The organism is Hyphomonas sp. KY3 (assembly GCF_017309975.1).
Taxonomy (GTDB): Bacteria; Pseudomonadota; Alphaproteobacteria; order Caulobacterales; family Hyphomonadaceae; genus Hyphomonas.
The window spans coordinates 1,817,405-1,841,109 of record NZ_CP022271.1; the positions used below are offsets into that span (position 1 = coordinate 1,817,405).

Consider the following 23,705-nt stretch of genomic DNA (forward strand, 5'->3'; position numbering starts at 1 on the left):
ATGTTTACAGGCCTCGTTACCGATGTCGGGACCGTCCGATCCGTGGAGGACCGCAATGGGCTTCGCCGGTTTGAGGTCGAAAGCCGTTACAAACTGGAAGATATCACCCTGGGCGCGTCCATCATGCATTCGGGCGTATGCCTGACGGTCGTGGATATGGGGCAGGGCGAGCGCGGCGCGTGGTTCGCCACCGAAGCCGTGCCGGAAACACTTTCCAAGACGATTCTAGGTGACTGGACGGTTGGATCTCACGTCAATCTGGAACAGAGCCTGAAACTCGGCGACGAGTTGGGCGGACATTTCGTGTTTGGCCATGTTGATGGTGTCGGTCAGGTAGTTTCCGTCGAACCGGAAGGTGAAAGCTACCGTTTGACCATACGGCCACCTGAACAGATCGCGCGCTACTTCGCGACCAAGGGGTCCGCGGCGGTGAATGGTGTGTCTCTGACCGTGGCTGAAGCCCTGCCGAATGGTGATTTCGAGTTGGCGATCATTCCCCACACTTGGGAGGTGACTACACTCAACCAGTTGCAGCCCGGTTCCAGCGTCAATCTTGAGATCGACATGTTGGCACGCTACGTGGCGCGGATGATCGGCGCGGATGCGCCGAAGGGATAAGGGCAGATATGAGCAGCGAATTTCATCAAGCAATCTCCTCGATTGACGAGATCATCGAAGATGCCCGCAATGGCCGGATGTATATCCTGGTCGACGCAGAGGACCGGGAGAATGAGGGCGACCTGATCATTCCGGCCAATTTTGCCACGCCGGAACATGTGAACTTCATGGCGCGTCACGGTCGGGGCCTGATCTGCCTGGCGATGGGTCAGGAGCGCGCGCATACGCTGAATCTCGACATGATGACCCGGAACAATCGGGAAAGCATGGGAACGGCCTTCACGGTCTCGATCGAAGCGAAAGACGGCGTCACGACGGGTATTTCGGCCCATGATCGTGCCCGGACAATCGCCGTCGCCATCGACCCGACCAAGGATCATGAGGACATTGTATCACCCGGACACGTCTTCCCGCTGATTGCGCGCGAAGGCGGCACACTCGTCCGCGCCGGGCATACAGAGGCGGCGGTAGATATTTCCCGCATGGCCGGCCTCTATCCGGCCGGTGTGATCTGCGAAATCATGAATGAAGACGGCACCATGTCCCGCCTTCCCGAACTGGTCGCGTTCGCCCAGCTGCACAATCTCAAAATCGGCACGATTGCCGACCTCATCGCCTGGCGCCGAAAGAATGACCGGTTCATGGAGCGCCGCGTCGAAGCGCCGCTCGATTCCGGTTACGGGGAAGGGTTCCGGACGGTCTGTTTCCGTAACGCGCTCGACAATTCGGAACATATCGCCATCGTTCACGGGGATATCACGCCGGACAGCACAACGCTGGTGCGGGTGCACCGGATGGACATCCTGTCGGACGTGCTGGGAGAAAACGGCCCAAGACACGGCCTGGTTGAGCGCGCGATGCGCGTGATTGCTGACGCTGAAGAACCGGGCGTGGTCGTGTTCGTGAACACGATGCGGCCGAACATCATTGCCGAACGGCTCGGCCTGAAGCCCTCAGTGGCCCCCGATCCGACCGCGCCTATTCGTGAATACGGTGTCGGTGCTCAAATTCTGCGGGATTTGGGCGTACGTCGCATGATCTACCTGTCCGGAACGCAGCCCACCCGCTTGGCAGGCCTTGACGGCTACGGCCTGACGATAGAGGGGTGGCGCAATCTTCATGAGGAGAACAACTGATGGCAGACCGCGTTCTTGTCGCCATTTCGAAATACTACAAGCACATCTCCGATGAGCTGGAAGCTGGCGCACTGGAAGCTCTTGAAGCTGCTGGCGCGACTGTGACGGTCATGGAAGTGCCGGGCGCGTTCGAGCTGCCGGGCCTGATTGCCATGGCGGCCGACAGTGGCCGGTTTGACGGCGCTGTGGCACTGGGCTGCGTGATCCGGGGCGAAACCAGCCATTACGACTATGTCTGTGGTGAAAGCGCCCGCGGTCTGATGGATCTGATCGTGCAGCGTCGTCAGGCGATTGGCTACGGCATCCTGACTGTCGAGAATGAAGAGCAGGCGCTCGCCCGCGCTGACCGCAAGCGCGGAAACAAGGGCAAGGATGCCGCAGACGCCTGTTTGGCCATGATCAAATTCCGCAAGGAACTCATTCGGTGAACGACCAGAATATTCCCTTCGAGGTTACACGGGCGAGGCGGGCGGGAGCGCGCCTCGCAGCCGTTCAGGCGCTTTATGAGATGGAGCAGACCGGCAAGTCGGCCCGCGCGACCATTCGCGCCTTCATGGAAGACCGGCTCGGCATTGGTCCGAATGAAGAACCGATCGAGGAAGCCGATCCCGATATTTTCAAATCTATCGTGAACGCGGTCGTTGATCATCAGGCAGCCATCGACAAGGCGATCCTTGGGAGGCTGGCAAACGGATGGAAGCTGACCCGGCTCGATGCAACCATGCGCGCGCTTTTACGCGCGGGTTCCGCTGAATTCATCGCGCACCAACATTTGTCGAACGCCATCATCCTCGATGAGTACGTGTCGCTGGCGCATGATTTCTTCGACGAGCAGGAAGCGAAATTTGCCAATGCCGTGCTGGATAATCTGGCCAAGGACCTGCGCAAATAGCCGGACTGGCGGATGCCATCCGGTTTGTGCAGGGATCGGTCCTTGCGGATGGGAGCAGGGCTCCGCTGTCACGAGGACGATTAGTCAAATTACTGGATAGTAGGTGCCCCCATGCATTGGGGCCCGTCCCATCCGCGCAGTGAAATTCAACTGGTTGCAAGACCAGACTGCTGGATTTCATCAGACCTAGCTGCGGAAGAAGACGAAAGCCCCGCAGCCCGGCCAAGATAAACGGCTTCACCCGGCGGTCGGATTGGTGACGCGCCATCGCCCGGCTCGGTTGGGATCACCCTGCGGACAGGCAGCCATCAGCCCTCAGGCTCAGTTACGCTGTTACCCCAGGCGCGGATCTCTTCGACATATAGTTCGGGCTCTTCCATCGCTGCGAAATGACCGCCGCGCGGCAAATCCGTCCAACGGGTGAGGTTGTAGGCTCTCTCGAACCAGCTCCGCGGCGCGGGTTTGTAGACGGGCTCGCCGGGGAAGTTCGCAAACGCCGTCGGCGTTTCACACCGGACGCCTTCTGGCAGGGCATTGCCACCTTCCTGCGCAAAGCCATTGTAGAACCAGACGCTGGTGGCGATGGCATCATTGACCAGAAAGATCATCACATTGGTGAGCAGCTGGTCTTTTGAGTAGGTATCCAAAAGTCCGCCGTCGGACAGGTCTGACCAGCCATTGAATTTCTCGATGATCCACGCAGCAGTGCCGACCGGGGAATCCATTAGCGCCATCGCCAGCGTCTGGGGCTTGGTCATCTGCTGCATCAGATAGGCGCCTTCGCGCTGCATGGCGCCCTGCGACGCGGCGAGCCATTCGCCTTCGGCCTTGGTCTGCGGCGTGGCGGGTGTCGGGCGGAAGCCGACCATGTTCAGATGGATCGCGCGGCAACCGCCCTTGCCATCGACTGTGCCATGATTGAAGCCGAGCCAGGAGGTCACCATACTGCCCCAGTCGCCGCCCTGAGCGAGATAGGTGTCATATTTCAGTATGTCGCGCATCAGCGTGTCCCAAAGCGCGGCCGTGCCTCGGGGACCGATCGGGGATTTTGGCCGCCCTGAAAATCCGTAACCGGGCAGGGAAGGGATAATCAGGTCAAAAGCATCTTCGGCCTTGCCGCCATAGCGGGATGGAAAGGCCAGGGGCGCGATCGCTTCCCAAAATTCAAAAACTGAACCTGGCCATCCATGCGTGATGAGCAGGGGGCGCCGCCCGCCAGCTTCGCCCACGACATGGACAAAGTGAATCATCTGACCATCGATCTCGACTTTGTAGCTGGGATACTTGTTCAGGATCTCTTCTGATTTGCGCCAATCATAGCCTGCAATCCAATAGCGCTGGATGTCTTTCATCACCGGCGTGGACATGCCGTAGGCAAAGCCTTCTTCATTGGCGGGGGCTGGAAACCAGTCATAGGCTTTCACCCGCGCCATGATGGCGTCGAGCTTTTCCTGGGGAATGTCGATGCGGAAGGGCTGAGCGGTCGGCATGTTTGTCTCCTCGCTAGGGTGTCATCCAGCTAGCGGACATGCCGTGGGGCGAAGCAAGTTAAATCGAGAAACTGGTTCCGCAGCCGCAAGCCGCCGTAGCATTCGGGTTGCTGATCTTGAAGGCAGCACCAATCAGCTCGGTCGTGAAATCGATCTGTGAGCCCTTCAGGAATTCGAGGCTCATTTCGTCGATCAACACTCTTGCGCCATCGCGTTCCAGGACGATATCGTCTTCCTTGGCCGCTTGGTCGAAGTCGAACTTGTAGGAAAAGCCTGAACATCCGCCGCCTTCGACGGAGACGCGCAGAAAATCAACGCCGTCCTGTTTGGCCAGAATCGCATTAATCCGCTTGGCAGCCGAGGCTGTAAGGGTCACATCGGGGGCAGTTGTCGTGCTCATGACCTCAACATAGGGATTCCCGAGCCAATGGAAAAGAGATCAGTGTATGCCACCCGGCACGAAGATAGCCGCGGCCGGTATTTCCCGGAGGCGCCATCGGCGACTCGAACGCCTTTCCAGCGTGATCGAGACCGGATTATCCACTCGACCGCCTTCCGGCGATTGAAGCAGAAGACACAGGTGTTTGTCGCACATGAGGGCGATCATTTCCGCACCCGCCTGACGCATTCACTCGAAGTGGCCCAGATTGCCCGCAGTATTGCCCGTACGCTCGGTCTGGACGAAGACCTCGCCGAAGCGTTGGCGCTCGCCCACGATATGGGCCACCCGCCCTTCGGGCATGCGGGCGAGGACCAGTTGGACGCGTGCATGGCGGACTATGAGGGGTTTGACCATAACGCCCAGACGCTGCGCATCGTTACCAAGCTGGAGGTCCGATACCCCAATTTTGAGGGCCTGAACCTGACCTGGGAGCTGCTGGAGGGCCTCGTAAAGCACAATGGCCCGATGGTGACGCGCGATACACCCGTGGAATCGCTACCGGCCGCTTTTCGGGAATATGCGAACTTCATGGACTTGGAGCCGCACCAGTTTGCAGGTCCGGAAGCGCAGGTGGCTGCACTGTCAGACGACATCGCCTACAATAATCATGATATTGATGACGGTATCGCCGCTGGCCTGTTCACGATTGACGATCTGATGGATTTGCCGATTGTCGGAGACGAGTTCCGCGCGGTGAAATTGGAATATGCGCATTTAAGCGACCGGATGGTCTCCTATGAGGCGGTTCGTCGCCTGATCGGCCTGTGGGTCAACGATCTTACCGCCGAGACGGGCCGGCGCGCGAAGCAGTACGCGCCACAGAGCGCCGCGGAAGTGCGCGCCATGGATGTGCCACTCGTTGCATTTTCGGAGGAGCTGGAAAGCCGTCAGCGGGCGCTGCGCGCCTTTCTGTATGAGCGGATGTACAAACACTACACAGTCAACCGCATGCGCAGCAAAGCCAAACGCATGCTCGCCGAGCTGTTTCAGATTTTCCTGAGTGAGCCTGACACGCTGCCGAGCCCGTGGCGGCAAGATGCGTCGCAGGCTAACGAAGCGCGCCGCGCGCGCATTGTTTGTGACTATATCGCCGGGATGACAGATTCCTACGCAATCGAGGAACACCGGCGCCTTTATCATCCGGATGTACTGCGCTAGCCGCACTGTCATCACATTTACCGGTTTTAAAGCGTTGCAGGCGCCGAGGCCTGTGAAAGCTCTTGAATATTCAAGTGTCGTTAACGAAACACGCCGTAATCTTAACTCTGTGAACCTAGTCTGAGGATGATTCCATGGGGCGATATCGGGACGACGAGCGGGATTATTCCCCGTTCGAAGACGATTACCGCGGATTTGATGTTCGCGAGGACGATTCCACGCGCGGACCGCTCATCTTGGCGCTTGCCGTGGGGGTCTTGCTCGTCTTCGGCGCAGTTGTTTGGAACACATATCGTCAGGGTATCCGGGACAATGGCGCCGGTATTCCCAGCGTAATTGCCGATAAAGAGCCCTACAAGCGTGCGCCGGAAGATCGAGAAGGCCTGGCAGTCCCAGACACTGACAAGCGCTTCTACGATCAGATGGATGACTCCGAGCGTATAGTGGAGCCGGGCACCGACTTCGCTGCAAATGGCACTGAAGGTGGTGATGCGCTGCAAGGCGGCCCCCCAATTGAGCTCAGGCCAGGCCGGGAAGGCATCGAGCCTGATGATGCGCAAGTACGCGCACTGGCTGACCTGGAGGCGATGCCAGAGGATGAGGAAGAGACCCTGCGTGTCGTGCCAACGAATCCGGTGGTGCAGGCGCCTGCTCCCGCGCCGCGGAAGGCGCCGGCCGCCAGGGAAGCGTCCTCACAGTTTGCCTTTACCGATGATGGTATTTACCTCGTCCAGTTGGCAGCTTTCCGCTCACAAGACGCCGCTGAAACCGCCTGGGCGAAAATGAACAGTACAAAGCCCGGCCTCTACCGGAGTGCTCAGAAGCGTATTCAACGAGCCGATCTTGGAGCCAAGGGTGTCTTCTATCGGTTGCGCGTCGGCAGCTTTGCGGAACGGTCTGAAGCATCGAAATTCTGTGATGCGGTGAAGGCCGGCGGTGACAATTGCATTGTGGTGACAGGATAGTGATCAAGGCTTGCATCCTCAGCGTTTCGGGGCCTGTGCTCACGAAGGAGGAAGCGGCACTGTTCGCCGCCGAGCAGCCTTGGGGGGTCATCCTGATGGGCCGCTCCTGCGTATCGCGGACCCAAGTCCGAAGCCTCGTCGATGACATCTGGAACGCGATGAATCGGCCGTGCCTGATCTTTATCGATCAGGAGGGTGGACGTGTGGCAAGGTTGAAGGCGCCTGAATGGCCTCTTTTTCCGCGTGGTCAGGACTATGCAGATATTTTTGCCAATGATCGTGAGCGGGGACTTTCCGCTGCCTGGCTCGGCCACAGGCTCATCGCCGCAGAACTCGCTGCCCTGTCGATTCATGCAGATTGTGCGCCTGTCGTCGATCTGCCGGTTCCGGGCGCACATGACGTAATTGGCGACAGGGCTTTTGGCACTGATCCCGAAACGGTCGCAAGTCTCGCGGGCGCGGCTCTGAAAGGGCTCGCATCCGGCGGTGTTGCCGGCGTGATCAAACATATTCCGGGTCATGGGCGCTCCATGTCCGATAGCCATCTGGAGCTGCCGCGCGTAGCGGCGAGCGAAGCGGAACTGGCGAAAGATTTTGATGCCTTTGCCCGTCTCGCCGATGCGCCAATGGCGATGACAGCGCACATTTCCTATGATGCATTTGACGCCAATGTCCCCGCCACTCTGTCAAAAATCATGATTCAAGACGTGATCCGCGCGCGAATCGGGTTTGATGGCTTGCTGATGACGGATGATCTCGGGATGCAGGCGCTGGGCGGTAGCCTGGGCGAGCGGGGCGAAGCGGCGATTGCTGCGGGCTGTGACGTGCTATTGCACTGTTCCGGCTTTCTTTCTGATCCACTTGCGATCCATTCAGAAATGGCTGAAGTCGCAGCTGTTTCGCCAGAACTGACGGGACGGCCACTGGAGCGGGCACTGCGTGCTGAAGCACTCTCGACCCATCAGGAGGAGTTTGACCTCGTTGAGGGTTGGCAGACATTCCAGTCATATTTTCCTCATTTGGCGGGGGCGGCATGAACTCCGAAATGATCTCGATTGATGCGCTGTCTGCAGACGCGCAGGAGGCCGAAGCCGGCGATCTCTTTACGGTCGATGTTGGCGGTTATGAAGGCCCGCTTCATCTGTTGCTGGAGCTTGCCCGCCGGCAGAAGGTCGACCTGCTGCATCTGTCGATCCTGTCGCTGGCAGAGCAATACCTCGACTTCATCGAAGAGGCGAAGTCTCAGCGCATCGATCTGGCGGCCGACTATCTTCTGATGGCGTCTTGGCTCGCCTTCATGAAATCGCGCCTTTTGTTGCCGAAGCCGGAAAAGGCCGCGGAAGACGAACCAACTGGCGAAGAAATGGCAGCGCGGCTGGCCTTTCGCCTGAAGCGGCTTGATGCCATGCGCGGGGCCGTCGAAGAACTCGAAGCGGGGCCTATTCTCGACAATGTGGTCTTCCTGCGCGGTGCGCCGGTACAGCCCAAAGTCGTCAAGCACACTGAATACAAAGCGTCGCTGTACGAGCTGACACAAGCCTTCGGGACGATTCGCGATCGCCGCGAAAAGGAACGCCCGCACACGATTGAGCAACAGCTTGTTTTGCCGCTGGAACTGGCGCGAACAACACTGCGCGCACTCAGGCAACAGTTGGAGCAGTGGTCTTCGCTGGACGAGATCCGCTCAACCATGACAGACGTGGACCCGGAATTGCCGCCTCGGTCTGTCACCGCAAGTGTCTTCTCGGCTGCATTGGAACTCGCCCGCGATGGCGAAGTCGATGTGCGCCAGGACGAGCACTTTGCGCCACTTTACCTGCGCAATGCGGGTATCAGACCGGAAGGGGGCAGAGATGCAACCGCTTGAGAAGTACTTGATGACTGACGACACTCCTGAAACAGAACGCGACGCGGTTGCGCAGTTGGCGTTTGCCTATCGTCGTTCCGAAGAGGCCCTGACCGAAGGCGCCAGCGAAGCGCTGGTCGAGGGTATCCGCCGTGCTGAAGCCATCCTGTTTGCCGCTGGCGAGCCGCTGAGCGCCGAGCAGATTGCCGAGACTTTGCCGCACGGCGTCGAAGCGGCCGAAGTGTTGATGGCGCTCCGGGCACAATATGTGAACCGTGGGGTCAATCTGGTCGAAGTCGCGGGCAAATGGCGCTTCCAGACGGCTTCCGATCTTTCCTATTTGTTTGTGGAAGAGCGTCAGGTTCAGAAAAAACTGAGCCAGGCGACGCTCGAGACGCTGGCGATTATTGCCTATGGCCAGCCGGTCACGCGAGCTGAAGTTGAGGCAGTGCGCGGCGTTGCGGTGTCAAAGACAACAATCGATACATTGCTGGAAACCGGCTGGGTGAAGATCAAGGGCCGCCGCAAAACCCCGGGTCAACCAATCACCTATGGCACGACCGATGCCTTCATGGAGCATTTCGGGCTGGAAAGCCTCGACACATTGCCGGGCAAAGCCGATCTCGAAGCCGAGGGGCTATTGTCGGATGTTATTCCGGACGGTTTCCAGATGCCGGACGAGGAAGCCCTGAACGGCGAAGAAGCGCCAGAGGTGGAGTCCCCTGAGATCGCGGAGACAGAATCTTTCGTCACAGACTTCATGGAAGAAGGCGATGACGAGGATTCAGAGACCGATGAGGGTGTCAGCCTGGAAATGGCTTCGTCAGACAATGGCATTGATGCTCAGGCCGATCTCGATGGCGAAGATGATGCTTCCGTCAGTGTGTTCTCCTATACGCGCGCACCGGAACGTGCGCAGTCTGATGTTGATGAGTTCGACAGCGGTGATGTGAAAGCGGCCGTGATCCAGCTGGCAAAGCAGCCGCGTATTCCGGAGCAGCCCATGGATGCATGGGATGATGACGAATAGATAGTGCTTGGGTGCGGATGATGCCTGTCGCTCTCCTTCAACGCTTTACGTCGAAGGAAGCGATCTGGTTTTACGCTCTGTTCGCGGTACTGATCTTGCCTGCAGTGCTGAACGGATTCCCGCTGGTGATGTCTGATTCCATTGCCTATTCAGGGAAGGGGGCAAACTGGTTCAGGGGCAAGTTTCCGGCCCTGCTGCTGACGCTGCCTTACAAACTGGTTGGGTATTGGGCGATGCCAATCCTCAATAGCGCAATGGCTGCGGGCGCATGGATTCTGTTGTTCCGCGTTTATGATATTCGCCCCAGCCGCATAGTATTGTGTATACTGATTGTGCTCAGCCTGCAGCCGATCTATACGAGCGCAGTCCTGGTCGATGCGTGGTTCTTTCCAGCGATCATACTGCTCCTGTCTGCACGTAAGCTTCCAGAAGTATATGTGGGAATTTTAGCTGGCCTGCTTTTGTCAGGTCACGGATCAGGACAGATTTTTGCTCTTGTTTTCGCTGTGCTGGCGGCGGTGCTTTTCCGTTCGAGGCGGCAAGTCGTGGCTGGCCTGGTTGCCGCGGTCATCGCATTTGGTGCGAACGTGCTGCTTGATGCCATGATCATGCCTGAGACGCCGCGACTTTCGAAAACGTTTCCCGCCGCCCGGGTGTTCTCGGTCCAGCCGGAATTGCTGCGGAGGGAAGCAGACCGGTCCGGAAACCTGGTTCTGTCTGAAGCCGCTGACGAAGTGGCGAGGATTAAAACCTATCCAGAGAACAAAGGTCGGCGTGATCTGTTCTGGGATGTCTGGAAGACCTCAGAGGGCGAATTCGACTTGGCCACGTTTGAGGAGCACCATGCGCTTCCCATACTCAAGGATGCATTCATGTTTGAGCCTGTACCCTTGGCCCGTACCATCTTTTTGGATTTTCTGAGCTATTGTGAGCCAGCAACCCAATTCGATTTCCAACCTGTCTTGTCAGAGCCTTTTCCGGAACGCTTCTACGCCTCACATCAGGCGAAGGGATTTTTCGCCGCGGTGCCGGTGGAGTCGGTCGCGACGATCTTGAGGTATGGGTGCTATCTTGTATTTGCCGCCGCACTATTCTTCGGTTGGAGACGGACTGGTGCAGATATTCGTAGAACCATCATAGGTATTGGATTGATCGCCATCGCCAATGACGCGCTGTTTGCCCTTCTGTCGGGTCCACCCGACCGGTATCATCATCGAATACTGCCATTACTTGCGATCGGGACCGTCTTGCTGATTTCGGGCAGGGTCAAGCAGCCGGTCGAGGCGCCAGCCTGAAGCGGCGCTCATGCTGAAACTGACCGATAATGTCGTCCTCGGACGTTCCCCAACCCATATTATGAATGACCAGAGGGCGTCCCGTCCGTGTGGTCTTGTCAGAAACAATCCCGATATGAGGAAGGCTCTCCTTGTATCGCATCGTATAGAGATCGCCTGCCTTCCAGCCTGTATCGTCTGGCGGCGTTGACAGGGCGAGGCCGTGGCGTTCGATATATTTTTCCAGATTTGGTACGCGACGATGGTCGATATTGCGGTCAGGGCGGGTCAGGCCCCAGATTGTCGGATACTTGCTGAAAGCGTTGGTCATGTCTTCATGAACAAGTTGCTGTAAGTCCATTGCGAACGCATCGCGATAGGCCCTCACAATCACATCGGTGCACACGCCCCGCGATCTTTCCACATCTCCCATCGGATAGGAGAGGTGGGCATAGGCCGGGTCATACATGCGTGTGATCCCGATCTGGGATCTCGCAGCAAATGCGAGGCGAGTCTGCCACGGAAGCGTTCTCTGCCCGAGGCGGATCGGCGCAAGCGGAACACTGAAACCTCCCAAGATGGCGGCACGACGTGTGAGCATGATCTCATTGCGCCATACCGATCCGGCAGGAATAGGGCCGAAATTAGAAGCCGTGCAGTTCTGCGATCTCTTCCAATGGCGCGCGCTCTGCCCGCAATGTGTTTACCGGATGGGATGGATCAGGCTTTCCGACCGCCATCGCGCACCAGACCATTTCGGTATCGGCCAGTTTGAAATGGTCTTTCAGGGCGGGGCGCAGCATGCCCCAGCATTCCTGCATGCACGTCCCCCAGCCACGCTCTTCCGCGAGCAGTGCCAGGGTTTGAAGGTACATGCCAGTGTGACCCCACTGACCATGTCCCATCCGCTCATCGATGACGATGAATGTCGCCACGGGGGCGTCAAAGAAACGGAAATTGTTGGCGAACCAGGCGATGCGCGCTGCGCGATCCTCTCGCGGAATGCCAAGCGTTTCGTACATCATCTCGCCCACTTTGCGGCGGCGCGCTTCGTGGGGCTCCCAGAGGTCTTTCGGGTAAATGGGGCGATCTGTTGGCTGACCCTTTGGATTTGCAGCCAGTACAGGCGCGGCCATGCGAATGACGGCATCCTTGGCGTCGCCAGTGACGACAATGGTTCGCCAAGGCTGTGTGTTGCCGCCGGAGGGCGCCCGCTGGGCCTGATTCAGCCACTCGCGGATATCGGCTTCAGAAAGTGCATCGGGCTTGAAGGCCCGTGTGGAGATACGCTGCGCGACTGCCTGTGATACGTCCATGAAAAAACCTCCCATCTGGTCTGATGGGAGGTTTATCGTCTTGGCGTGGCGTCAGCCAAAACTTATTTGCCGTGCAGGACCACTGGCATCCATGTGTACCCCTTCACGAAGCCGCCCGCAGAAAAGGATGGTTCGTCGAGCACTTCGATATGGCTGAAGCGTTCCATCAGTTCTTGCCAGAGGATTTGCAGCTGTAGTTCAGCGAGACGGTTGCCGACGCAGCGATGGATACCGAAGCCGAACGAGATATGCCGACGGGCATCGGGACGGTCGATGATATAGTCATTCGGGCGGTCCCAGAAGCGTTCATCCCGGTTGCCTGAGACATACCACATGGCAACCTGGTCGCCCTTCTTGATGGTCTGGCCGTGCATCTCGACGTCTTCGAGCGCCGTGCGGCGCATGTGAGCCAGCGGCGTCTGCCAGCGGATCGTTTCGGAGACCATGTTCGGGATCAGCGACAGGTCTGCTTTCAGCTTGTCATATTCTGCTGGGAACTTGTTCAGCGCGTAGACCGAAGCGGTCATCGAGTTTCGGGTCGTGTCATTGCCGCCCACGATGAGCAGAATGACGTTCCCGAGCAGTTCCATTGGCGTCATGTTGCGGGTCTTCTCACCATGCGCGAGCAGGCTGATCAGATCGTTCTTCTGCGGCTGCGCGCCACGCTCCTGGAAGATCTGCATGAAAGTGGCGAGACATTCCATCATTTCGCGCTTCCACTGTTCTTCCCCGCCGGGGCAGATGTCCGGATTGTTCATGCCGGTCGCCATGTCGGACCAATGGGTCAGGTCGCGACGTTTTTCGAATGGATAGTCGAACAGTGTGGCCAGCATCATCGTGGTCAGCTCGATGGAGACGGTGTCGACCCAGTCGAACGGCTCACCGACCGGAAGGGAGTCGAGCAGGCCCTGGGTCCGCGAGCGGATCAGTGGCTCGAATTCCTTGAGCATGTTTGGGGCAACGGCTGGCTGGACCGTCTTGCGCTGTTCAGAGTGGCGCGGTTCATCCATTGCGATGAACATCGGCAGCTCAAAATCTTCCGGTGGGCTGCCCAGCGTGATGCCGCCATGTTCCCAGCTGGAAGAGAAGCGTTTGTGGTCGGTATCGACCGCCATGATGTCTTCATAGCGGGAGATCGACCAGAACGGGCCGACAAAGGAGTCAGCTGTATAATGCACGGGGGCTTCATTGCGCAGTCGCTCGAAACGATCCCACATCGCCTGTTGCCGCCAGAGTTCCGGATCCTCGGGGTGCAGCTCCGCAAGAGGCAGCGAACTGGCAGGCGGTGCCTTTTCGCCAATTTCGAGATAGCCTTCGAAGAGCGGATCACGGTGAGTGATCTTTGGGCGCTCCAGGGCAGGGTGATCAAGCAGGTGAACCGTATCAGCAGCCATCAATTTTCCTCCGACAGTAAGCCTTTGTCTCAGGCTCGATTTATGACGTCGGCGTCACCTTAACACGGCTATTCTGAAAAAACTATGACGCAGGCGTCATTTTTTTGCGATATGCCGTTCGCGTTTTGCATTCTGTAGTGCTGCGCGTGTCGCGCGGGCCAATGACTTTCGTTCTGGCAAGGTCAGGAAACGCCCAATGACATAGGCGGTCTGGCCGTATTCAACCCGCAACCAGCTATTTGCGTTCAGCGGCTCATCGAGTTCGATTCTCGCGAAGGCGGACGGCACAGTCGCTGACTTCTCGCTGCCATTGGCGCCTTTGTGAGTTAACCGCAGCTCTTCAGCTGTCACGACGATTCGGGTTTCTTCCCGCTGTTGTCGGAAGGACATGCGAAATGCAAAGTAGAAGGCGAGGGCATCCAGACCAAAGAAGCCGATCACGGGGATGGCCCCCATCGAGATGAAGGCGATACCCGTCAGGAAGCTGACGCCGCCGACAATTGCCATGACGATGGCGAAGCCGCGCTGGCTGAGCGACTGATTGGGCCGAAGAACGGCGTCCATATAGATGATTTCGTTCGGCGCGCTCATATGTCTAAAATAGCATGGCCTTGTGCGAAGGCGAGGGGGCATTAGACAGGCGGAATGACACAGCTCAAATCCACCCCGAAAACCAAGAAGAAGCGCGCTCCGCGCGTTTTTGGACCCGAGAAGGCGACCGCGCTCTTTTCGGCACTTGCCGCAGATCGCCCGGATCCTCGCACAGAACTTGATTTCGTGAATCCGTACACGCTGGTCGTGGCTGTGGCCTTGTCGGCACAGGCCACCGATGTCGGGGTGAACAAAGCCACTGCGAAATTGTTCGCGCTTGCGGATACGCCGGAAAAGATGCTGGCGCTGGGGGAGGCCGGCGTCGCGGAGCACATCAAGACGATTGGCTTGTGGCGCAATAAGGCCAAGAACGTCATCGCGCTGAGCCAGATGTTGCTGGATGAATTCGGCGGCGACGTGCCGCAAACGCGGGAAGAACTTGTGCGCTTGCCCGGTGTCGGCCGAAAGACCGCCAATGTGGTTTTGAACGAAGCCTTTGGGCACCACACAATTGCGGTCGACACGCACATTTTCCGCGTCTCGAATCGGACAGGGCTAGCCCCCGGCAAGACGCCGGACGAGGTCGAAGCCGGGCTGGAACGTGCGACGCCCGCCGACTTCAAGAAGGGCGCGCACCACTGGCTGATCCTGCACGGGCGGTATGTCTGCAAGGCGCGCAAACCCGAATGCTGGCATTGCGCCATATCCGATTTGTGCCGGTTCAAACCCAAGACACCTGACCCGTCCGCTGTATCGTCTCTTGGTCCCAAAGCCTGACGGGTGGGGTGTGTCGCGACTGCACTACACGCGGCTTGCCTCCAGTTCGCCCAAATTTAACCAAATCACGGCCACCTCCAACCGACACCGCATCGCACAGGTAAAAATGGAGCGTACCGCATGAACCGCATAGGAAAATTCGTCCTTGGCGCAGCCTCCTTCTGTCTTCTGTCCGGCCTGCCAGCTGTGGCTGAGGATGGCTGGTCGGGGGAGTCTTCCCTCAGCGCAGGACTGACAACCGGGAACACGGAAACGTCTGAAGCCGGTCTCGGCATCGACCTTGATCGCGGTGCCGGCGATTGGAATTTCGGGATTCAGCTCTCCGGGGACTACGGCAAGGAAGATGGCGTTGAGAGCCGTAACCGCTACTTCGGCGCGGTGGACCTGGAGCATGACTTCAACGACACGATGTTCACTTTCGGACGGGCCTCCTATGAGGTCGACCAGTTTACCGGCTTCGACAGCCGTACTTTTGTTGGTGGGGGTGTCGGTTGGCATGTCCTGGATGATGAAGACCATCATTGGACGGTGCGCGGCGGCCCTGGTTTCAAGATTGATGAAGTCAAGCGTCAGATCACGACGGATAGCACCGGGGCTGTAACGATCACGCCGGCGAGTACTGAAGAGTCACTGGGTGCGGTAGCGCAGTCTGAGTATTTCTATGCCTTCAATGAGGCTGTGTCTCTGAGCAACAAGACCAATGTGGTCTATGGTCAGGAATCCACTCAGATCAATAACAGTATCGGGCTGACCGCCGCGCTGAATGGCCACCTCGCGGCTCGCGTGTCCTTCGATGTGCGCCACGACACTGCGCCTCAGCCAACCTATGAGGCAACCGATACCGCCACGAAATTCTCGCTCGTCTATACGCTCGGCGATTAAGGTCGCCTAACCCGCTTTTAGACGGGTCTCCACGGCCTTGGTGATAAGTCCTCCAAGACGTGCGCCCTGTTCCGGATAAAGATATGGCTCGATCAATTCGAGTTCCATCAGGAGCAGGGAGCCGTCAGGATGGCGCAGCATGTCGACCCGGGCGTATAGCGGGATGTCGTCGAGTAGACCGAGTATCGCCCGCGCTACGTCCAGATCCGCCCGGCTCGGCTCGATCGTTTCTTCCTGGCCGCCATAAGTCGACTGAATGCGATAGTCGCCGGGCTTGGCGCGCTTGATCAGCGCGTGCGACAGCTCACCATCAATGAAGATGAAGCTCAGTTCGCCTTCGGTCTGGATCGTCGACAGGAAGGGCTGCACCATCATTGGGTGTGGCATCCTGGGGGCTGGGTCATCTGAGTTCAGCAAGTGCTGACCGCTCGCCCCTGCGCCGACCTGACGCTTGAACACCAGCTTCGTTTCGCCGAGCGCGTCAAAGGCGCTTCGGTACTGATCGTCGGTCATCTCATCAATCCAGAGAGTCGGGATCAGATCTGCGCCGCGAGCTGCGAGATCCTTGAGATAGACCTTGTCGCTGTTCCAGCGGACCAGCGCAGCAGGATTGAACAAGCGTGTCTGAGCCTCAATGGTCTCAAGCGTGGTCAGGAATTCGTCCTGTCGGTCCCAATAATCCCACGTCGTGCCAATCAGCGCGGCGTCATGGTGTGACCAATCAACAGAACTATCGTCCCAACAGATATCCACAATGTCCATGCCACGCTCTGAGAATTCGGGTCTCAATGCGCGCATCATGTAATCGTGCTCGAACGCATCGGACCGCCGGATGGGAGAGCCGGGCTGGGTAACTTGGGAGGACAAATATGCAATTTTCATCCGCAGGCGTTTATCATGCGCAGCTGTTGCGTCCAGCAGGCAGCTCTGGCAATTGGCGCCGAGCAATCAGGGAATCTGTGAAATGAGTGAAATCCGCTTCGATGTCGTCGGCTTGGGAAATGCCATTGTGGATGTGATGTCGAAAACGGACGATGCGTTCCTCGAAAAATGGGGCATTCACAAGAATGCGATGAATTTGATCGAGGAAGATCGTGCAGAAGCCCTGACCAAGGCCGCGGTGGACCCATTCTATACATCTGGCGGCAGTGGCGCCAACACGATCGCCGGTCTTGCGAGCTTCGGCGCACGTGCCGCCTATATTGGCAAAGTCTCCAAGGATGAACTCGGCAGCCAGTTTACACGCGAGATGACCGCGTCGGGTGTGCCCTTCGCGACGAAACCTCTTGAGAGCGGACCCGCCACGGCACGCAGCATCATCTTCGTGACGGAAGACGGTGCGCGGAGCATGAACACATTCCTCGGCGCGTCGGTCCTGTTCTCCAAGGATGACGTGGACGAAAACACCGTGCGGGCAGGGGGCATTCTTTATCTGGAAGGATATCTGTTTGACCGCGAAGATGCCAAGGAAGCGTTTGTCTTTGCCTCAGAAATAGCCAAGGCCGCTGGCCGCAAAGTGGCGCTCACCTTGTCGGATAAATTCTGTGTAGACCGGCATCGCGCGAGCTTCCTTCAATTGGTTCGCAACAATGTCGACATTCTGTTTGCGAATGAGGAAGAACTGCTCTCCCTGTACGAAACGAAAGATTTCGACGCGGCTTTGGCTGCGCTTCAACAGGACACCGCCGTCGCGGCGGTTACGCGCAGCGAGAAGGGATCGGTCGTGATCGGCGCCGGTGACCCCATCAGCGTCAAGGCAGAGCCTGTCGATCAGGTTCTCGATACAACCGGAGCCGGCGACCAATATGCGGCGGGTTTCCTGTTTGGAATATCTCGTGGATTGCCGCTGGAGACATGCGCGCACCTTGGTCACATCGCTGCGGCCGAGGTCATCGCGCATTTCGGACCACGCCCGGAACAGTCCTACAAGACACTCGCCGAGCAGGCCGGCATTTACGCCTGAGCCTTCAGAGCCTCTTCGACATAGTCGAGCCGGTCATGCCCAAAGAACATGTCGTCACCGACAAAGAATGTCGGCGCGCCGAATGCTCCTCGGGCAATGGCTGAATCGGTGTTGGCTTTCATGGCGTCCTTGCTGGCGCTTGCCTGAGCGAGTTCCTGAATCTGACGGAAGTCGAACCCTTCCTGCTCGCACATTGCCCGAACCGAATCGTCATCATCTGGTTTGAGTGGGGTTGGGGACGCCCACATATGTTGGAAGCAGGCATCCATGAATCGCTTCTGCTCAGTGGGGTCATTGTCCAGTCCGCAGGTTGCGCGCAACAGATTGCGGGTACTGACCATCGGGAAATAGGGGTTCATCCGAAAGTCCAAGCCATAGCGGGTTGTGCAGCGTTGGAGATCTTTCATCATGTATGCACCCTTCGCCGGCACCATGCCAGGCGGCCTGTTGTCTGTAGCCTGCATTACAGCGCCCAGAAACATTGGCTTGATCACGATATCTGCCCCGGTACGGGCGGATATTTGTTGCACTGCGGCATTGGCCACGTAAGAAAATGGACTGATATAGTCGAAATAGAATTCGAATTTGCCTGCCATGGGACCCTCTCAAATGAGTTTCATTTTGGAACTATGGCAAAACAGTATAGGTGTGTCAGCATGAAATGGTCTGATTTATCCGATAATTGGTGCCCGGTTGCGCGAACGCTTTCACTGGTTGGGGATCGTTGGACGATGCTGATTCTTCGAGACTGCTTCCTGGGACTGTCCCGTTTCGAACAGTTTATTGCCTCAAGCGGTATGACACGACACATCCTGGCCGACCGCTTGAAACGGCTTGTCGAAGCAGGCGTGCTGGAACGCAAAGCCTATACAACGACGCCAAAACGGTTTGACTATGTGCTGACCGAGAAGGGTCAGGAATTGGCTCCAGCCCTGTTGACCCTGAAGGATTGGGGTAAAAAACACATGCCCGTGCGACGCACGACGTCGGCTTAGTCGTTCAGCAGAGCTTCTACTTTTTTCTGCACAGCACCATAGTCGATCTTGCCGGTTCCGAGGACCGGGATTTCATCAACATGATAGACGCGTTTCGGAACAGACAATTCCGGCACGCCGTGATTCTTGGCCCAAGCGAGAATGTCTTCGCGATTGCTTGCCTTGGTATCGCTGAGCAGAATGACCTGCTCACCCTTGCGGGGATCCGGAAGCGTAACGGCTGCGTGCAGATTGTCGGGCCAGATCGCACTCGCGCAGTTTTCAACCACCGCCAGAGAGACCATTTCACCGCCAATCTTCGCGAAGCGTTTGACGCGGCCCATGATGCGAATGATCCCACTTTCATCGATCGCCACGATGTCGCCGGTGTCGTGCCAGCCGCCTTCGGGGCGTTCAAGCATGCCGGGGTTTGACGGCCGCAGATAGCCCATCATGATGTTCGGCCCGCGAACATGTAGCCGACCGCCATCTTCGATGCCTTCGACCGGCAGCAGCTTGGACTCCATGCCTGACATGAGACGCCCGACAGTTCCCGGCCGATTGTCTTCCCACTTATTGGCCGCGATGACGGGAGAGGCTTCGGTTGCGCCATAGCCTTCGAGGATTTCGATTTCGAATTTGCGGCGGACCAGGGCGCGGGTTTCATCCTTTACCCGTTCCGCGCCGCACACAGCCAGCCGCACAGAGCTCATGTCACCGTCATTCCCGATCCGGGCATATTGAGAGATGAACGTGTCCGTTGCGAGCAGGATGGTCGACTGGTTCGCACGGATCCGTCGCACGATTTCACGGGGCTGCAGCGGTGAGGGATGGAATATGACCGGGATGCCGGCCACGAGCGGCAAGACCGCACCAACCGTCAGGCCGAAACAATGAAATGTCGGCAGGGGATTGAACAGACTGTCCGTATCGGGGCTGAGACCTATATGAGCCCGTACCTGTTCAACATTTGCCATGACGTTTTCATGACTCAGCACGACCCCTTTGGGCTCGCCCTCTGTGCCAGACGTGAACAGCATGACGCCGGGGGATTTGTAGCGGGACTGTTTCCGGACAAGACCAGGCAAGATGTTCCCTACAGCGGCTATCAGCTTGTTGGCCAGTGTCAGGTTTTCCCGCACATCCTCAAGGTAGACGATTTCGGCGGAGCCCGACAATTCTTCCATCAGTGCTTCGAGTCCGCCGAGCTCGACGAACTTGTGAGCCGTGATGATGCGGCTTATCTGACCTGCCTTAAGCGCGGCCTTCAGGTTTCGCGAGCCAGCGGTAAAGTTCAACATGGCGGGAATGCGATTGAAGGCGCTGAGCGCGAAAAACCCAATCACGGCACCGGCGCCGCTGGGCAACATCACGCCGACTGCCTCACCCGATTTGGTTCCTTGGCGCAACGCTGATCCGAGGGCGAGGGACCCCTGAACAAGATCCTTGTAGGTGAGTTGCCGGTCGTCGCCATCAACGAGAATCGTCTTGTCCGCGCCGAATTCCTTTTTCGCGCGAAAGAGCGCGCTGAAAAGGTCGGTTCTGGTGCGAGATGGCTGGTATGGCAAAGGTGCCGGGATGGTCTGTCCGGTCATGATGGCCTTCGTTTCCTCCGAGGCGTTGCCTCATGTTTATTGTAACAATCTGTCATTTATCGACACTGTCGCAACCCCTAATGCAAGATTGCATAAACACTCTGCAGTGTATTTCCCTTGATGAAACAGCTGGTCACGTCCATTTTCACACCATGGCAAATCTCATCGATCTGACGCAGAGCACGCGTAAGCACAGACACCCGGAAAAGCAGTCGCGGCCGGATACGCCGCTCCTGCGCAAACCTGATTGGATTCGTGTTAAAGCGCCGACCTCGCAGGGCTATGCTGAAACGCGCCAGATCGTAAAATCGAAAGGGCTGGTCACTGTTTGTGAAGAAGCCGGATGCCCGAATATCGGAGAGTGTTGGGACAAGAAACACGCCACGATGATGATTCTGGGTGAGATATGCACCCGGGCATGCAGTTTCTGCAATGTTTCCACAGGCAAGCCACTGACTCCGGGCCGGGTAGAAGAAGATGAACCGCGCCGTGTGGCAGAGGCCGTCGCCGAAATGGGCTTGCAGCATGTTGTTATCACATCGGTAGATCGGGATGACCTGTCCGATGGCGGGGCGATGCACTTCGTCAACACGATTCAGGCAATCCGGGCGATGTCACCCGGAACCACAATCGAAATCCTGACGCCAGATTTCCTGCGCAAGGACGGTGCCGAAAATCTGGTGATCGACGCCAAGCCGGACGTATTCAATCACAATCTCGAAACGGTGCCTCGCCTGTACCTGTCCATTCGGCCGGGCGCGCGCTACTTTCATTCCCTCAGACTTCTGGAGAAAGTGAAGGACCGTGATCCGACCCAATTCACAAAATCTGGTTTGATGGTGGGTTTGGGTGAAACCAAGGAAGAGGTCATGCAAGTCATGGACGACATGCGGTCAGCGGGAATCGACTTCCTGACCATCGGCCAATATCTGCAGCCGACTCGCAAGCATGCCGCGATCGATCGCTATGTGTCGCCGGAAGAGTTCAAGACATATGAGGAAATCGCCCGCTCCAAAGGTTTCCTGATGGTGTCAGCTTCACCTCTTACCCGGTCGTCGCACCATGCGGGCGAAGATTTTGCCCGGTTGCGGGCTGCGCGTGAGGCCAAGATGGCCGCTGCCGCCGTTTAGGCATGCCGCATTTCTCGAAATCTGTTCGTGTTCCGTATAGTGGGGAGCAGGCTTTCGAGCTTGTGTCCGACATTGCGGCGTATCCGAACTTCATCAAGTGGATCACCGCCATGCGCGTGTCCGAAATGACGGCACGCCAGGATGGCAGCTTTACCTGTATCGGAGAGGCCGCCGTTGGCTTCAAGGGGTTCGTTGAGCGGTTCACCACGCGAGTCGTGGCCGACCCGAATGCCGGCAATGTGGTTGCGTCCCTGGTCAAAGGGCCATTTCGGAAGCTGAAAGCCGAGTGGACGATTCTCGCATCGAGCCAGGATGGCTCTGATATTTCGCTTTCAATCGATTATGATTTTCGGAATCCGTTCATCGGCATGCTGGCCGCCGCCAATCAGGAGCTTGCGGTCAACAAGATCCTCTCGGCTTTCCTGGCCGAGGCCGAGCGGCGTTATGGCGGTTCAGCCTAGGCGATCTGCATCTGGATCTGTTTCAGCGCGCATTCCATTGCCGCGAGACGAATCTGCTCACGTCCGATATCGCCAACCTGAAGCATTTCATGAATGACGGCGCGATTTTCGCGCGCACACGCCACATGGACGGTCCCCACTGGTTTCATGGGGGTGCCACCACCGGGGCCAGCTACGCCTGTGATGGCAACGGAGATATTAGCGCGGCTGGCGTCCAGCGCGCCTTCTGCCATCATGCGCGCAACGGGCTCGGACACGGCACCATAGTCAGCCATGACATCGCCAGCGATGCCCAGCATTTCTTCTTTGGCGCGGTTGGAATAGGTGACGAAGCCCCGTTCGAACACGGCGGAGCTGCCGGGGATGTCTGTCAGCAAGCCTGCAAGAAGGCCACCTGTGCAGCTTTCGGCCGTGCAGATGCGCAGGCGAGCTTGAGCCGCGTCGTCGAGGATCAACATTGCGAGATTTCGGAGTCGGTCTGGAAACATGTGGCGCACGATATGTGGAGTTCGGCCTGCCGTGAAGAGCAGATTTGAGCCTCATTCGGTCGTCGTTGGGTAAAGCGTGACGACGGCCTCGGTGGCGATGCCCTCCCGGCGACCGGTAAAGCCAAGCCCTTCGGTTGTCGTTGCTTTCACGCTCACTGCTTCCAGAGGCAGGTCGAGCAACTCCGCGGTCCGAACCCGCATACCTTCCCGATGCGGTTTCACCTTCGGTGTTTCACAGATCACGGTGATGTCGCAATTTCCTATGGCTAGCCCCAGCTCGCCGACGAGCCGTTGGGCATGCTTGAGGAACATGCCGCTATCGGCATCCTTCCACCGGTCATCGCTTGGCGGAAAGTGATCGCCAATATCGCCAAGTGCAGCCGCACCCAGAATTGCGTCGGTGAGGGCATGCCAGGCAGCATCTGCATCAGAATGCCCCTTCAGCGATGCGGAGTGCGGGATTTTTACGCCGCATAGAGTGACATGATCTCCCGGTTCAAAAGCATGGACGTCGAACCCCTTTCCGATACGCATATGACTGACTGGCGGTGCCATGAGCCTCGAAACCATATCGAAATCCTCGGGATAGGTGATTTTGTGCAGACGGTCCGAGCCGCGCACGAGTTTTACTTCGATGCCTTGCGCCTCAACCGCTGCTAGGTCGTCAACCAGATCATCACTCGCCTCTTCGAGTGCGTGCGATATGGCGCCAAACCGGAAGGCCTGAGGGGTCTGGACGCGGAACAGGGCCTCGCGGGAGACGGTCTCCAGGGTGTTGTCCGTCTGTCGTTTCAACGCATCCTGGACGGGCAGGGCAGGTGCTGCAGCAGCATGTGTGTTCAGGGCGTCCAATAGAACATCGATCACCTTATGGGTCAGCCCCGGTCTTGCCGCATCATGTATCAGGACGATTGCGTCGTCTTGCGGGGCATTGATCGCATTGAGCCCGTTGCGGACGGATAGTGTGCGAGTGGCTCCACCGGATACGCATAGGCAGTGTGTTGGAGTGAAATCCTCCGGGACATCCGAACCTGTAACGACAATAATCTCATCAATACGAGGGTGTGTCCTGAAAGCCTCAATTGACCACTCGATGACTTGTCGGCCATTGAGATCGCACCACTGTTTCGCACGTGCACTCTCTGCCCGTCGACCTTGGCCTGCGGCGACTATGATGGCGATCACCTTGTTCATACGACGCTTTTTATGGGAGGTCGCAAAGGTTGGCTACAGGTGATTGTGGCGACATTCGCGGAAAACTGCTTGCATATTGTGCACTTGCG

At 57.8% G+C, this 23,705-nt stretch carries 27 protein-coding genes; 16 read left to right on the plus strand and 11 right to left on the minus strand.

The annotated features are described in order from the left end of the window. From CFA77_RS08970 to nusB, 4 genes are read left to right on the plus strand one after another with little or no spacing between them, the layout of a single operon-like run. Complete coding sequence (locus CFA77_RS08970; protein WP_206990409.1) at positions 1-618, plus strand: riboflavin synthase; 618 nt, start codon at positions 1-3, stop codon at positions 616-618. Positions 619-626: 8 nt separating this feature from the next. Next, entirely contained in the window at positions 627-1,754 is a 1,128-nt protein-coding gene (ribB, locus tag CFA77_RS08975; protein ID WP_206990410.1) for a 3,4-dihydroxy-2-butanone-4-phosphate synthase, read from the plus strand. After that, positions 1,754-2,182: a 6,7-dimethyl-8-ribityllumazine synthase gene (ribH, locus tag CFA77_RS08980; RefSeq protein ID WP_206990411.1), complete on the plus strand. Its 429-nt coding sequence runs from the start codon at positions 1,754-1,756 to the stop codon at positions 2,180-2,182. Before ribB ends, ribH begins: the two co-directional genes overlap by 1 nt. Beyond that, positions 2,179-2,646, plus strand: coding sequence for a transcription antitermination factor NusB (gene nusB, locus CFA77_RS08985; RefSeq protein WP_206990412.1), 468 nt, complete (start codon positions 2,179-2,181; stop codon positions 2,644-2,646). Before ribH ends, nusB begins: the two co-directional genes overlap by 4 nt. A 308-nt stretch (positions 2,647-2,954) precedes the next feature. Here the strand turns inward: nusB and CFA77_RS08990 are convergent, their stop codons facing one another. Together CFA77_RS08990 and erpA are read right to left on the minus strand one after the other, a co-directional pair. Further along, positions 2,955-4,136: an epoxide hydrolase family protein gene (locus CFA77_RS08990; RefSeq protein WP_206990413.1), complete on the minus strand. Its 1,182-nt coding sequence runs from the start codon at positions 4,134-4,136 to the stop codon at positions 2,955-2,957. Between the two features lie 58 nt (positions 4,137-4,194). Continuing rightward, a complete protein-coding gene (gene erpA / locus CFA77_RS08995; RefSeq protein WP_206990414.1) occupies positions 4,195-4,536 on the minus strand; it encodes an iron-sulfur cluster insertion protein ErpA in 342 nt (113 codons plus the stop codon). A gap of 27 nt (positions 4,537-4,563) precedes the next feature. On the opposite strand from erpA, the gene CFA77_RS09000 reads away from it, so the two are divergent. The 6 genes from CFA77_RS09000 to CFA77_RS09025 all read left to right on the plus strand — a co-directional run bounded on the left by CFA77_RS09000 (position 4,564) and on the right by CFA77_RS09025 (position 10,872). Beyond that, a complete protein-coding gene (locus CFA77_RS09000; RefSeq protein ID WP_034812792.1) occupies positions 4,564-5,736 on the plus strand; it encodes a deoxyguanosinetriphosphate triphosphohydrolase in 1,173 nt (390 codons plus the stop codon). Between the two features lie 134 nt (positions 5,737-5,870). Further along, positions 5,871-6,701 carry an SPOR domain-containing protein gene (locus tag CFA77_RS09005; RefSeq protein WP_206990415.1) on the plus strand — a complete coding sequence of 277 codons (831 nt, stop codon included), beginning with the start codon at positions 5,871-5,873 and terminating at the stop codon, positions 6,699-6,701. Further along, the gene (nagZ, locus tag CFA77_RS09010; RefSeq protein WP_371822989.1) at positions 6,698-7,738 is read left to right on the plus strand and encodes a beta-N-acetylhexosaminidase; all 1,041 of its coding nucleotides are present in this window, start codon (positions 6,698-6,700) and stop codon (positions 7,736-7,738) included. The genes CFA77_RS09005 and nagZ overlap by 4 nt, the downstream gene beginning before the upstream one ends. Next, positions 7,735-8,568, plus strand: a complete 834-nt coding sequence (locus CFA77_RS09015) for a ScpA family protein (RefSeq protein WP_206990416.1) — start codon at positions 7,735-7,737, stop codon at positions 8,566-8,568. The genes nagZ and CFA77_RS09015 overlap by 4 nt, the downstream gene beginning before the upstream one ends. A gap of 10 nt (positions 8,569-8,578) precedes the next feature. Then, positions 8,579-9,577, plus strand: coding sequence for an SMC-Scp complex subunit ScpB (gene scpB / locus CFA77_RS09020; RefSeq protein ID WP_242517292.1), 999 nt, complete (start codon positions 8,579-8,581; stop codon positions 9,575-9,577). A 17-nt stretch (positions 9,578-9,594) separates the two neighbouring features. Continuing rightward, entirely contained in the window at positions 9,595-10,872 is a 1,278-nt protein-coding gene (locus tag CFA77_RS09025; protein ID WP_206990418.1) for a hypothetical protein, read from the plus strand. On the opposite strand, the gene CFA77_RS09030 is transcribed toward CFA77_RS09025, so the two are convergent. The 4 genes from CFA77_RS09030 to CFA77_RS09045 form a co-directional block, all read right to left on the minus strand. Next, positions 10,844-11,452: a DUF1287 domain-containing protein gene (locus tag CFA77_RS09030; protein ID WP_206990419.1), complete on the minus strand. Its 609-nt coding sequence runs from the start codon at positions 11,450-11,452 to the stop codon at positions 10,844-10,846. The genes CFA77_RS09025 and CFA77_RS09030 overlap by 29 nt on opposite strands. Positions 11,453-11,495: 43 nt before the next feature. Further along, positions 11,496-12,167, minus strand: a complete 672-nt coding sequence (locus CFA77_RS09035; protein WP_206990420.1) for a nitroreductase — start codon at positions 12,165-12,167, stop codon at positions 11,496-11,498. A 62-nt stretch (positions 12,168-12,229) separates the two neighbouring features. Beyond that, on the minus strand, positions 12,230-13,561 hold the full coding sequence (locus CFA77_RS09040; RefSeq protein ID WP_206990421.1) for a cytochrome P450: 1,332 nt from the start codon (positions 13,559-13,561) through the stop codon (positions 12,230-12,232). Between the two features lie 96 nt (positions 13,562-13,657). Next, complete coding sequence (locus tag CFA77_RS09045; RefSeq protein ID WP_206990422.1) at positions 13,658-14,152, minus strand: DUF2244 domain-containing protein; 495 nt, start codon at positions 14,150-14,152, stop codon at positions 13,658-13,660. A gap of 54 nt (positions 14,153-14,206) precedes the next feature. Here CFA77_RS09045 and nth point away from each other — a divergent pair, with 54 nt between their 5' ends. Together nth and CFA77_RS09055 are read left to right on the plus strand one after the other, a co-directional pair. Further along, entirely contained in the window at positions 14,207-14,929 is a 723-nt protein-coding gene (gene nth / locus CFA77_RS09050) for an endonuclease III (RefSeq protein WP_206990423.1), read from the plus strand. A 120-nt stretch (positions 14,930-15,049) separates the two neighbouring features. Next, a complete protein-coding gene (locus CFA77_RS09055) occupies positions 15,050-15,811 on the plus strand; it encodes a YdiY family protein (RefSeq protein ID WP_206990424.1) in 762 nt (253 codons plus the stop codon). A gap of 6 nt (positions 15,812-15,817) precedes the next feature. Here the strand turns inward: CFA77_RS09055 and CFA77_RS09060 are convergent, their stop codons facing one another. Beyond that, positions 15,818-16,693 (minus strand): RimK family alpha-L-glutamate ligase, encoded by an 876-nt coding sequence (locus tag CFA77_RS09060; RefSeq protein ID WP_206990425.1) that lies wholly within the window; start codon positions 16,691-16,693, stop codon positions 15,818-15,820. A gap of 82 nt (positions 16,694-16,775) precedes the next feature. On the opposite strand from CFA77_RS09060, the gene CFA77_RS09065 reads away from it, so the two are divergent. Further along, positions 16,776-17,774, plus strand: coding sequence for an adenosine kinase (locus CFA77_RS09065; protein ID WP_206990426.1), 999 nt, complete (start codon positions 16,776-16,778; stop codon positions 17,772-17,774). Here the strand turns inward: CFA77_RS09065 and CFA77_RS09070 are convergent. Further along, complete coding sequence (locus CFA77_RS09070; RefSeq protein WP_206990427.1) at positions 17,765-18,370, minus strand: 2-hydroxychromene-2-carboxylate isomerase; 606 nt, start codon at positions 18,368-18,370, stop codon at positions 17,765-17,767. The genes CFA77_RS09065 and CFA77_RS09070 overlap by 10 nt on opposite strands. Before the next feature lie 60 nt (positions 18,371-18,430). On the opposite strand from CFA77_RS09070, the gene CFA77_RS09075 reads away from it, so the two are divergent. Beyond that, positions 18,431-18,769 (plus strand): helix-turn-helix domain-containing protein, encoded by a 339-nt coding sequence (locus CFA77_RS09075; RefSeq protein ID WP_206990428.1) that lies wholly within the window; start codon positions 18,431-18,433, stop codon positions 18,767-18,769. On the opposite strand, the gene CFA77_RS09080 is transcribed toward CFA77_RS09075, so the two are convergent. Further along, positions 18,766-20,343: an AMP-binding protein gene (locus CFA77_RS09080; protein ID WP_206990429.1), complete on the minus strand. Its 1,578-nt coding sequence runs from the start codon at positions 20,341-20,343 to the stop codon at positions 18,766-18,768. The genes CFA77_RS09075 and CFA77_RS09080 overlap by 4 nt on opposite strands. A gap of 152 nt (positions 20,344-20,495) precedes the next feature. Here CFA77_RS09080 and lipA point away from each other — a divergent pair, with 152 nt between their 5' ends. Together lipA and CFA77_RS09090 are read left to right on the plus strand one after the other, a co-directional pair. Then, the gene (gene lipA / locus CFA77_RS09085) at positions 20,496-21,473 is read left to right on the plus strand and encodes a lipoyl synthase (RefSeq protein ID WP_034812819.1); all 978 of its coding nucleotides are present in this window, start codon (positions 20,496-20,498) and stop codon (positions 21,471-21,473) included. Positions 21,474-21,475: 2 nt separating this feature from the next. Continuing rightward, positions 21,476-21,934: a type II toxin-antitoxin system RatA family toxin gene (locus tag CFA77_RS09090; RefSeq protein ID WP_034812822.1), complete on the plus strand. Its 459-nt coding sequence runs from the start codon at positions 21,476-21,478 to the stop codon at positions 21,932-21,934. On the opposite strand, the gene CFA77_RS09095 is transcribed toward CFA77_RS09090, so the two are convergent. After that, positions 21,931-22,422 (minus strand): CinA family protein, encoded by a 492-nt coding sequence (locus CFA77_RS09095; protein ID WP_034812824.1) that lies wholly within the window; start codon positions 22,420-22,422, stop codon positions 21,931-21,933. The two genes, CFA77_RS09090 and CFA77_RS09095, sit on opposite strands and share 4 nt — an antisense overlap. Before the next feature lie 51 nt (positions 22,423-22,473). Further along, positions 22,474-23,616, minus strand: a complete 1,143-nt coding sequence (locus CFA77_RS09100; RefSeq protein ID WP_206990430.1) for a bifunctional 2-C-methyl-D-erythritol 4-phosphate cytidylyltransferase/2-C-methyl-D-erythritol 2,4-cyclodiphosphate synthase — start codon at positions 23,614-23,616, stop codon at positions 22,474-22,476. Positions 23,617-23,705: the final 89 nt, after the last annotated feature.

Bases quoted from the DNA above. Each gene is read 5' to 3' on its own strand.
- CFA77_RS09035 (WP_206990420.1), bottom strand. From the start codon at position 12,167: ATGGACGTATCACAGGCAGTCGCGCAGCGTATCTCCACACGGGCCTTC.
- erpA (WP_206990414.1), bottom strand. From the start codon at position 4,536: ATGAGCACGACAACTGCCCCCGATGTGACCCTTACAGCCTCGGCTGCC.
- CFA77_RS09055 (WP_206990424.1), top strand. From the start codon at position 15,050: ATGAACCGCATAGGAAAATTCGTCCTTGGCGCAGCCTCCTTCTGTCTT.
- CFA77_RS09075 (WP_206990428.1), top strand. From the start codon at position 18,431: ATGAAATGGTCTGATTTATCCGATAATTGGTGCCCGGTTGCGCGAACG.
- CFA77_RS09015 (WP_206990416.1), top strand. From the start codon at position 7,735: ATGAACTCCGAAATGATCTCGATTGATGCGCTGTCTGCAGACGCGCAG.
- CFA77_RS09090 (WP_034812822.1), top strand. From the start codon at position 21,476: ATGCCGCATTTCTCGAAATCTGTTCGTGTTCCGTATAGTGGGGAGCAG.
- CFA77_RS09045 (WP_206990422.1), bottom strand. From the start codon at position 14,152: ATGAGCGCGCCGAACGAAATCATCTATATGGACGCCGTTCTTCGGCCC.
- CFA77_RS09040 (WP_206990421.1), bottom strand. From the start codon at position 13,561: ATGGCTGCTGATACGGTTCACCTGCTTGATCACCCTGCCCTGGAGCGC.
- CFA77_RS09070 (WP_206990427.1), bottom strand. From the start codon at position 18,370: ATGGCAGGCAAATTCGAATTCTATTTCGACTATATCAGTCCATTTTCT.
- CFA77_RS08970 (WP_206990409.1), top strand. From the start codon at position 1: ATGTTTACAGGCCTCGTTACCGATGTCGGGACCGTCCGATCCGTGGAG.
- lipA (WP_034812819.1), top strand. From the start codon at position 20,496: ATGGCAAATCTCATCGATCTGACGCAGAGCACGCGTAAGCACAGACAC.
- CFA77_RS09060 (WP_206990425.1), bottom strand. From the start codon at position 16,693: ATGAAAATTGCATATTTGTCCTCCCAAGTTACCCAGCCCGGCTCTCCC.
- CFA77_RS09095 (WP_034812824.1), bottom strand. From the start codon at position 22,422: ATGTTTCCAGACCGACTCCGAAATCTCGCAATGTTGATCCTCGACGAC.
- ribB (WP_206990410.1), top strand. From the start codon at position 627: ATGAGCAGCGAATTTCATCAAGCAATCTCCTCGATTGACGAGATCATC.
- CFA77_RS09100 (WP_206990430.1), bottom strand. From the start codon at position 23,616: ATGAACAAGGTGATCGCCATCATAGTCGCCGCAGGCCAAGGTCGACGG.
- CFA77_RS09030 (WP_206990419.1), bottom strand. From the start codon at position 11,452: ATGCTCACACGTCGTGCCGCCATCTTGGGAGGTTTCAGTGTTCCGCTT.
- CFA77_RS09000 (WP_034812792.1), top strand. From the start codon at position 4,564: ATGGAAAAGAGATCAGTGTATGCCACCCGGCACGAAGATAGCCGCGGC.
- ribH (WP_206990411.1), top strand. From the start codon at position 1,754: ATGGCAGACCGCGTTCTTGTCGCCATTTCGAAATACTACAAGCACATC.
- CFA77_RS09080 (WP_206990429.1), bottom strand. From the start codon at position 20,343: ATGACCGGACAGACCATCCCGGCACCTTTGCCATACCAGCCATCTCGC.
- scpB (WP_242517292.1), top strand. From the start codon at position 8,579: ATGACTGACGACACTCCTGAAACAGAACGCGACGCGGTTGCGCAGTTG.
- nth (WP_206990423.1), top strand. From the start codon at position 14,207: ATGACACAGCTCAAATCCACCCCGAAAACCAAGAAGAAGCGCGCTCCG.
- CFA77_RS09065 (WP_206990426.1), top strand. From the start codon at position 16,776: ATGAGTGAAATCCGCTTCGATGTCGTCGGCTTGGGAAATGCCATTGTG.
- CFA77_RS09025 (WP_206990418.1), top strand. From the start codon at position 9,595: ATGATGCCTGTCGCTCTCCTTCAACGCTTTACGTCGAAGGAAGCGATC.
- CFA77_RS09005 (WP_206990415.1), top strand. From the start codon at position 5,871: ATGGGGCGATATCGGGACGACGAGCGGGATTATTCCCCGTTCGAAGAC.
- CFA77_RS08990 (WP_206990413.1), bottom strand. From the start codon at position 4,136: ATGCCGACCGCTCAGCCCTTCCGCATCGACATTCCCCAGGAAAAGCTC.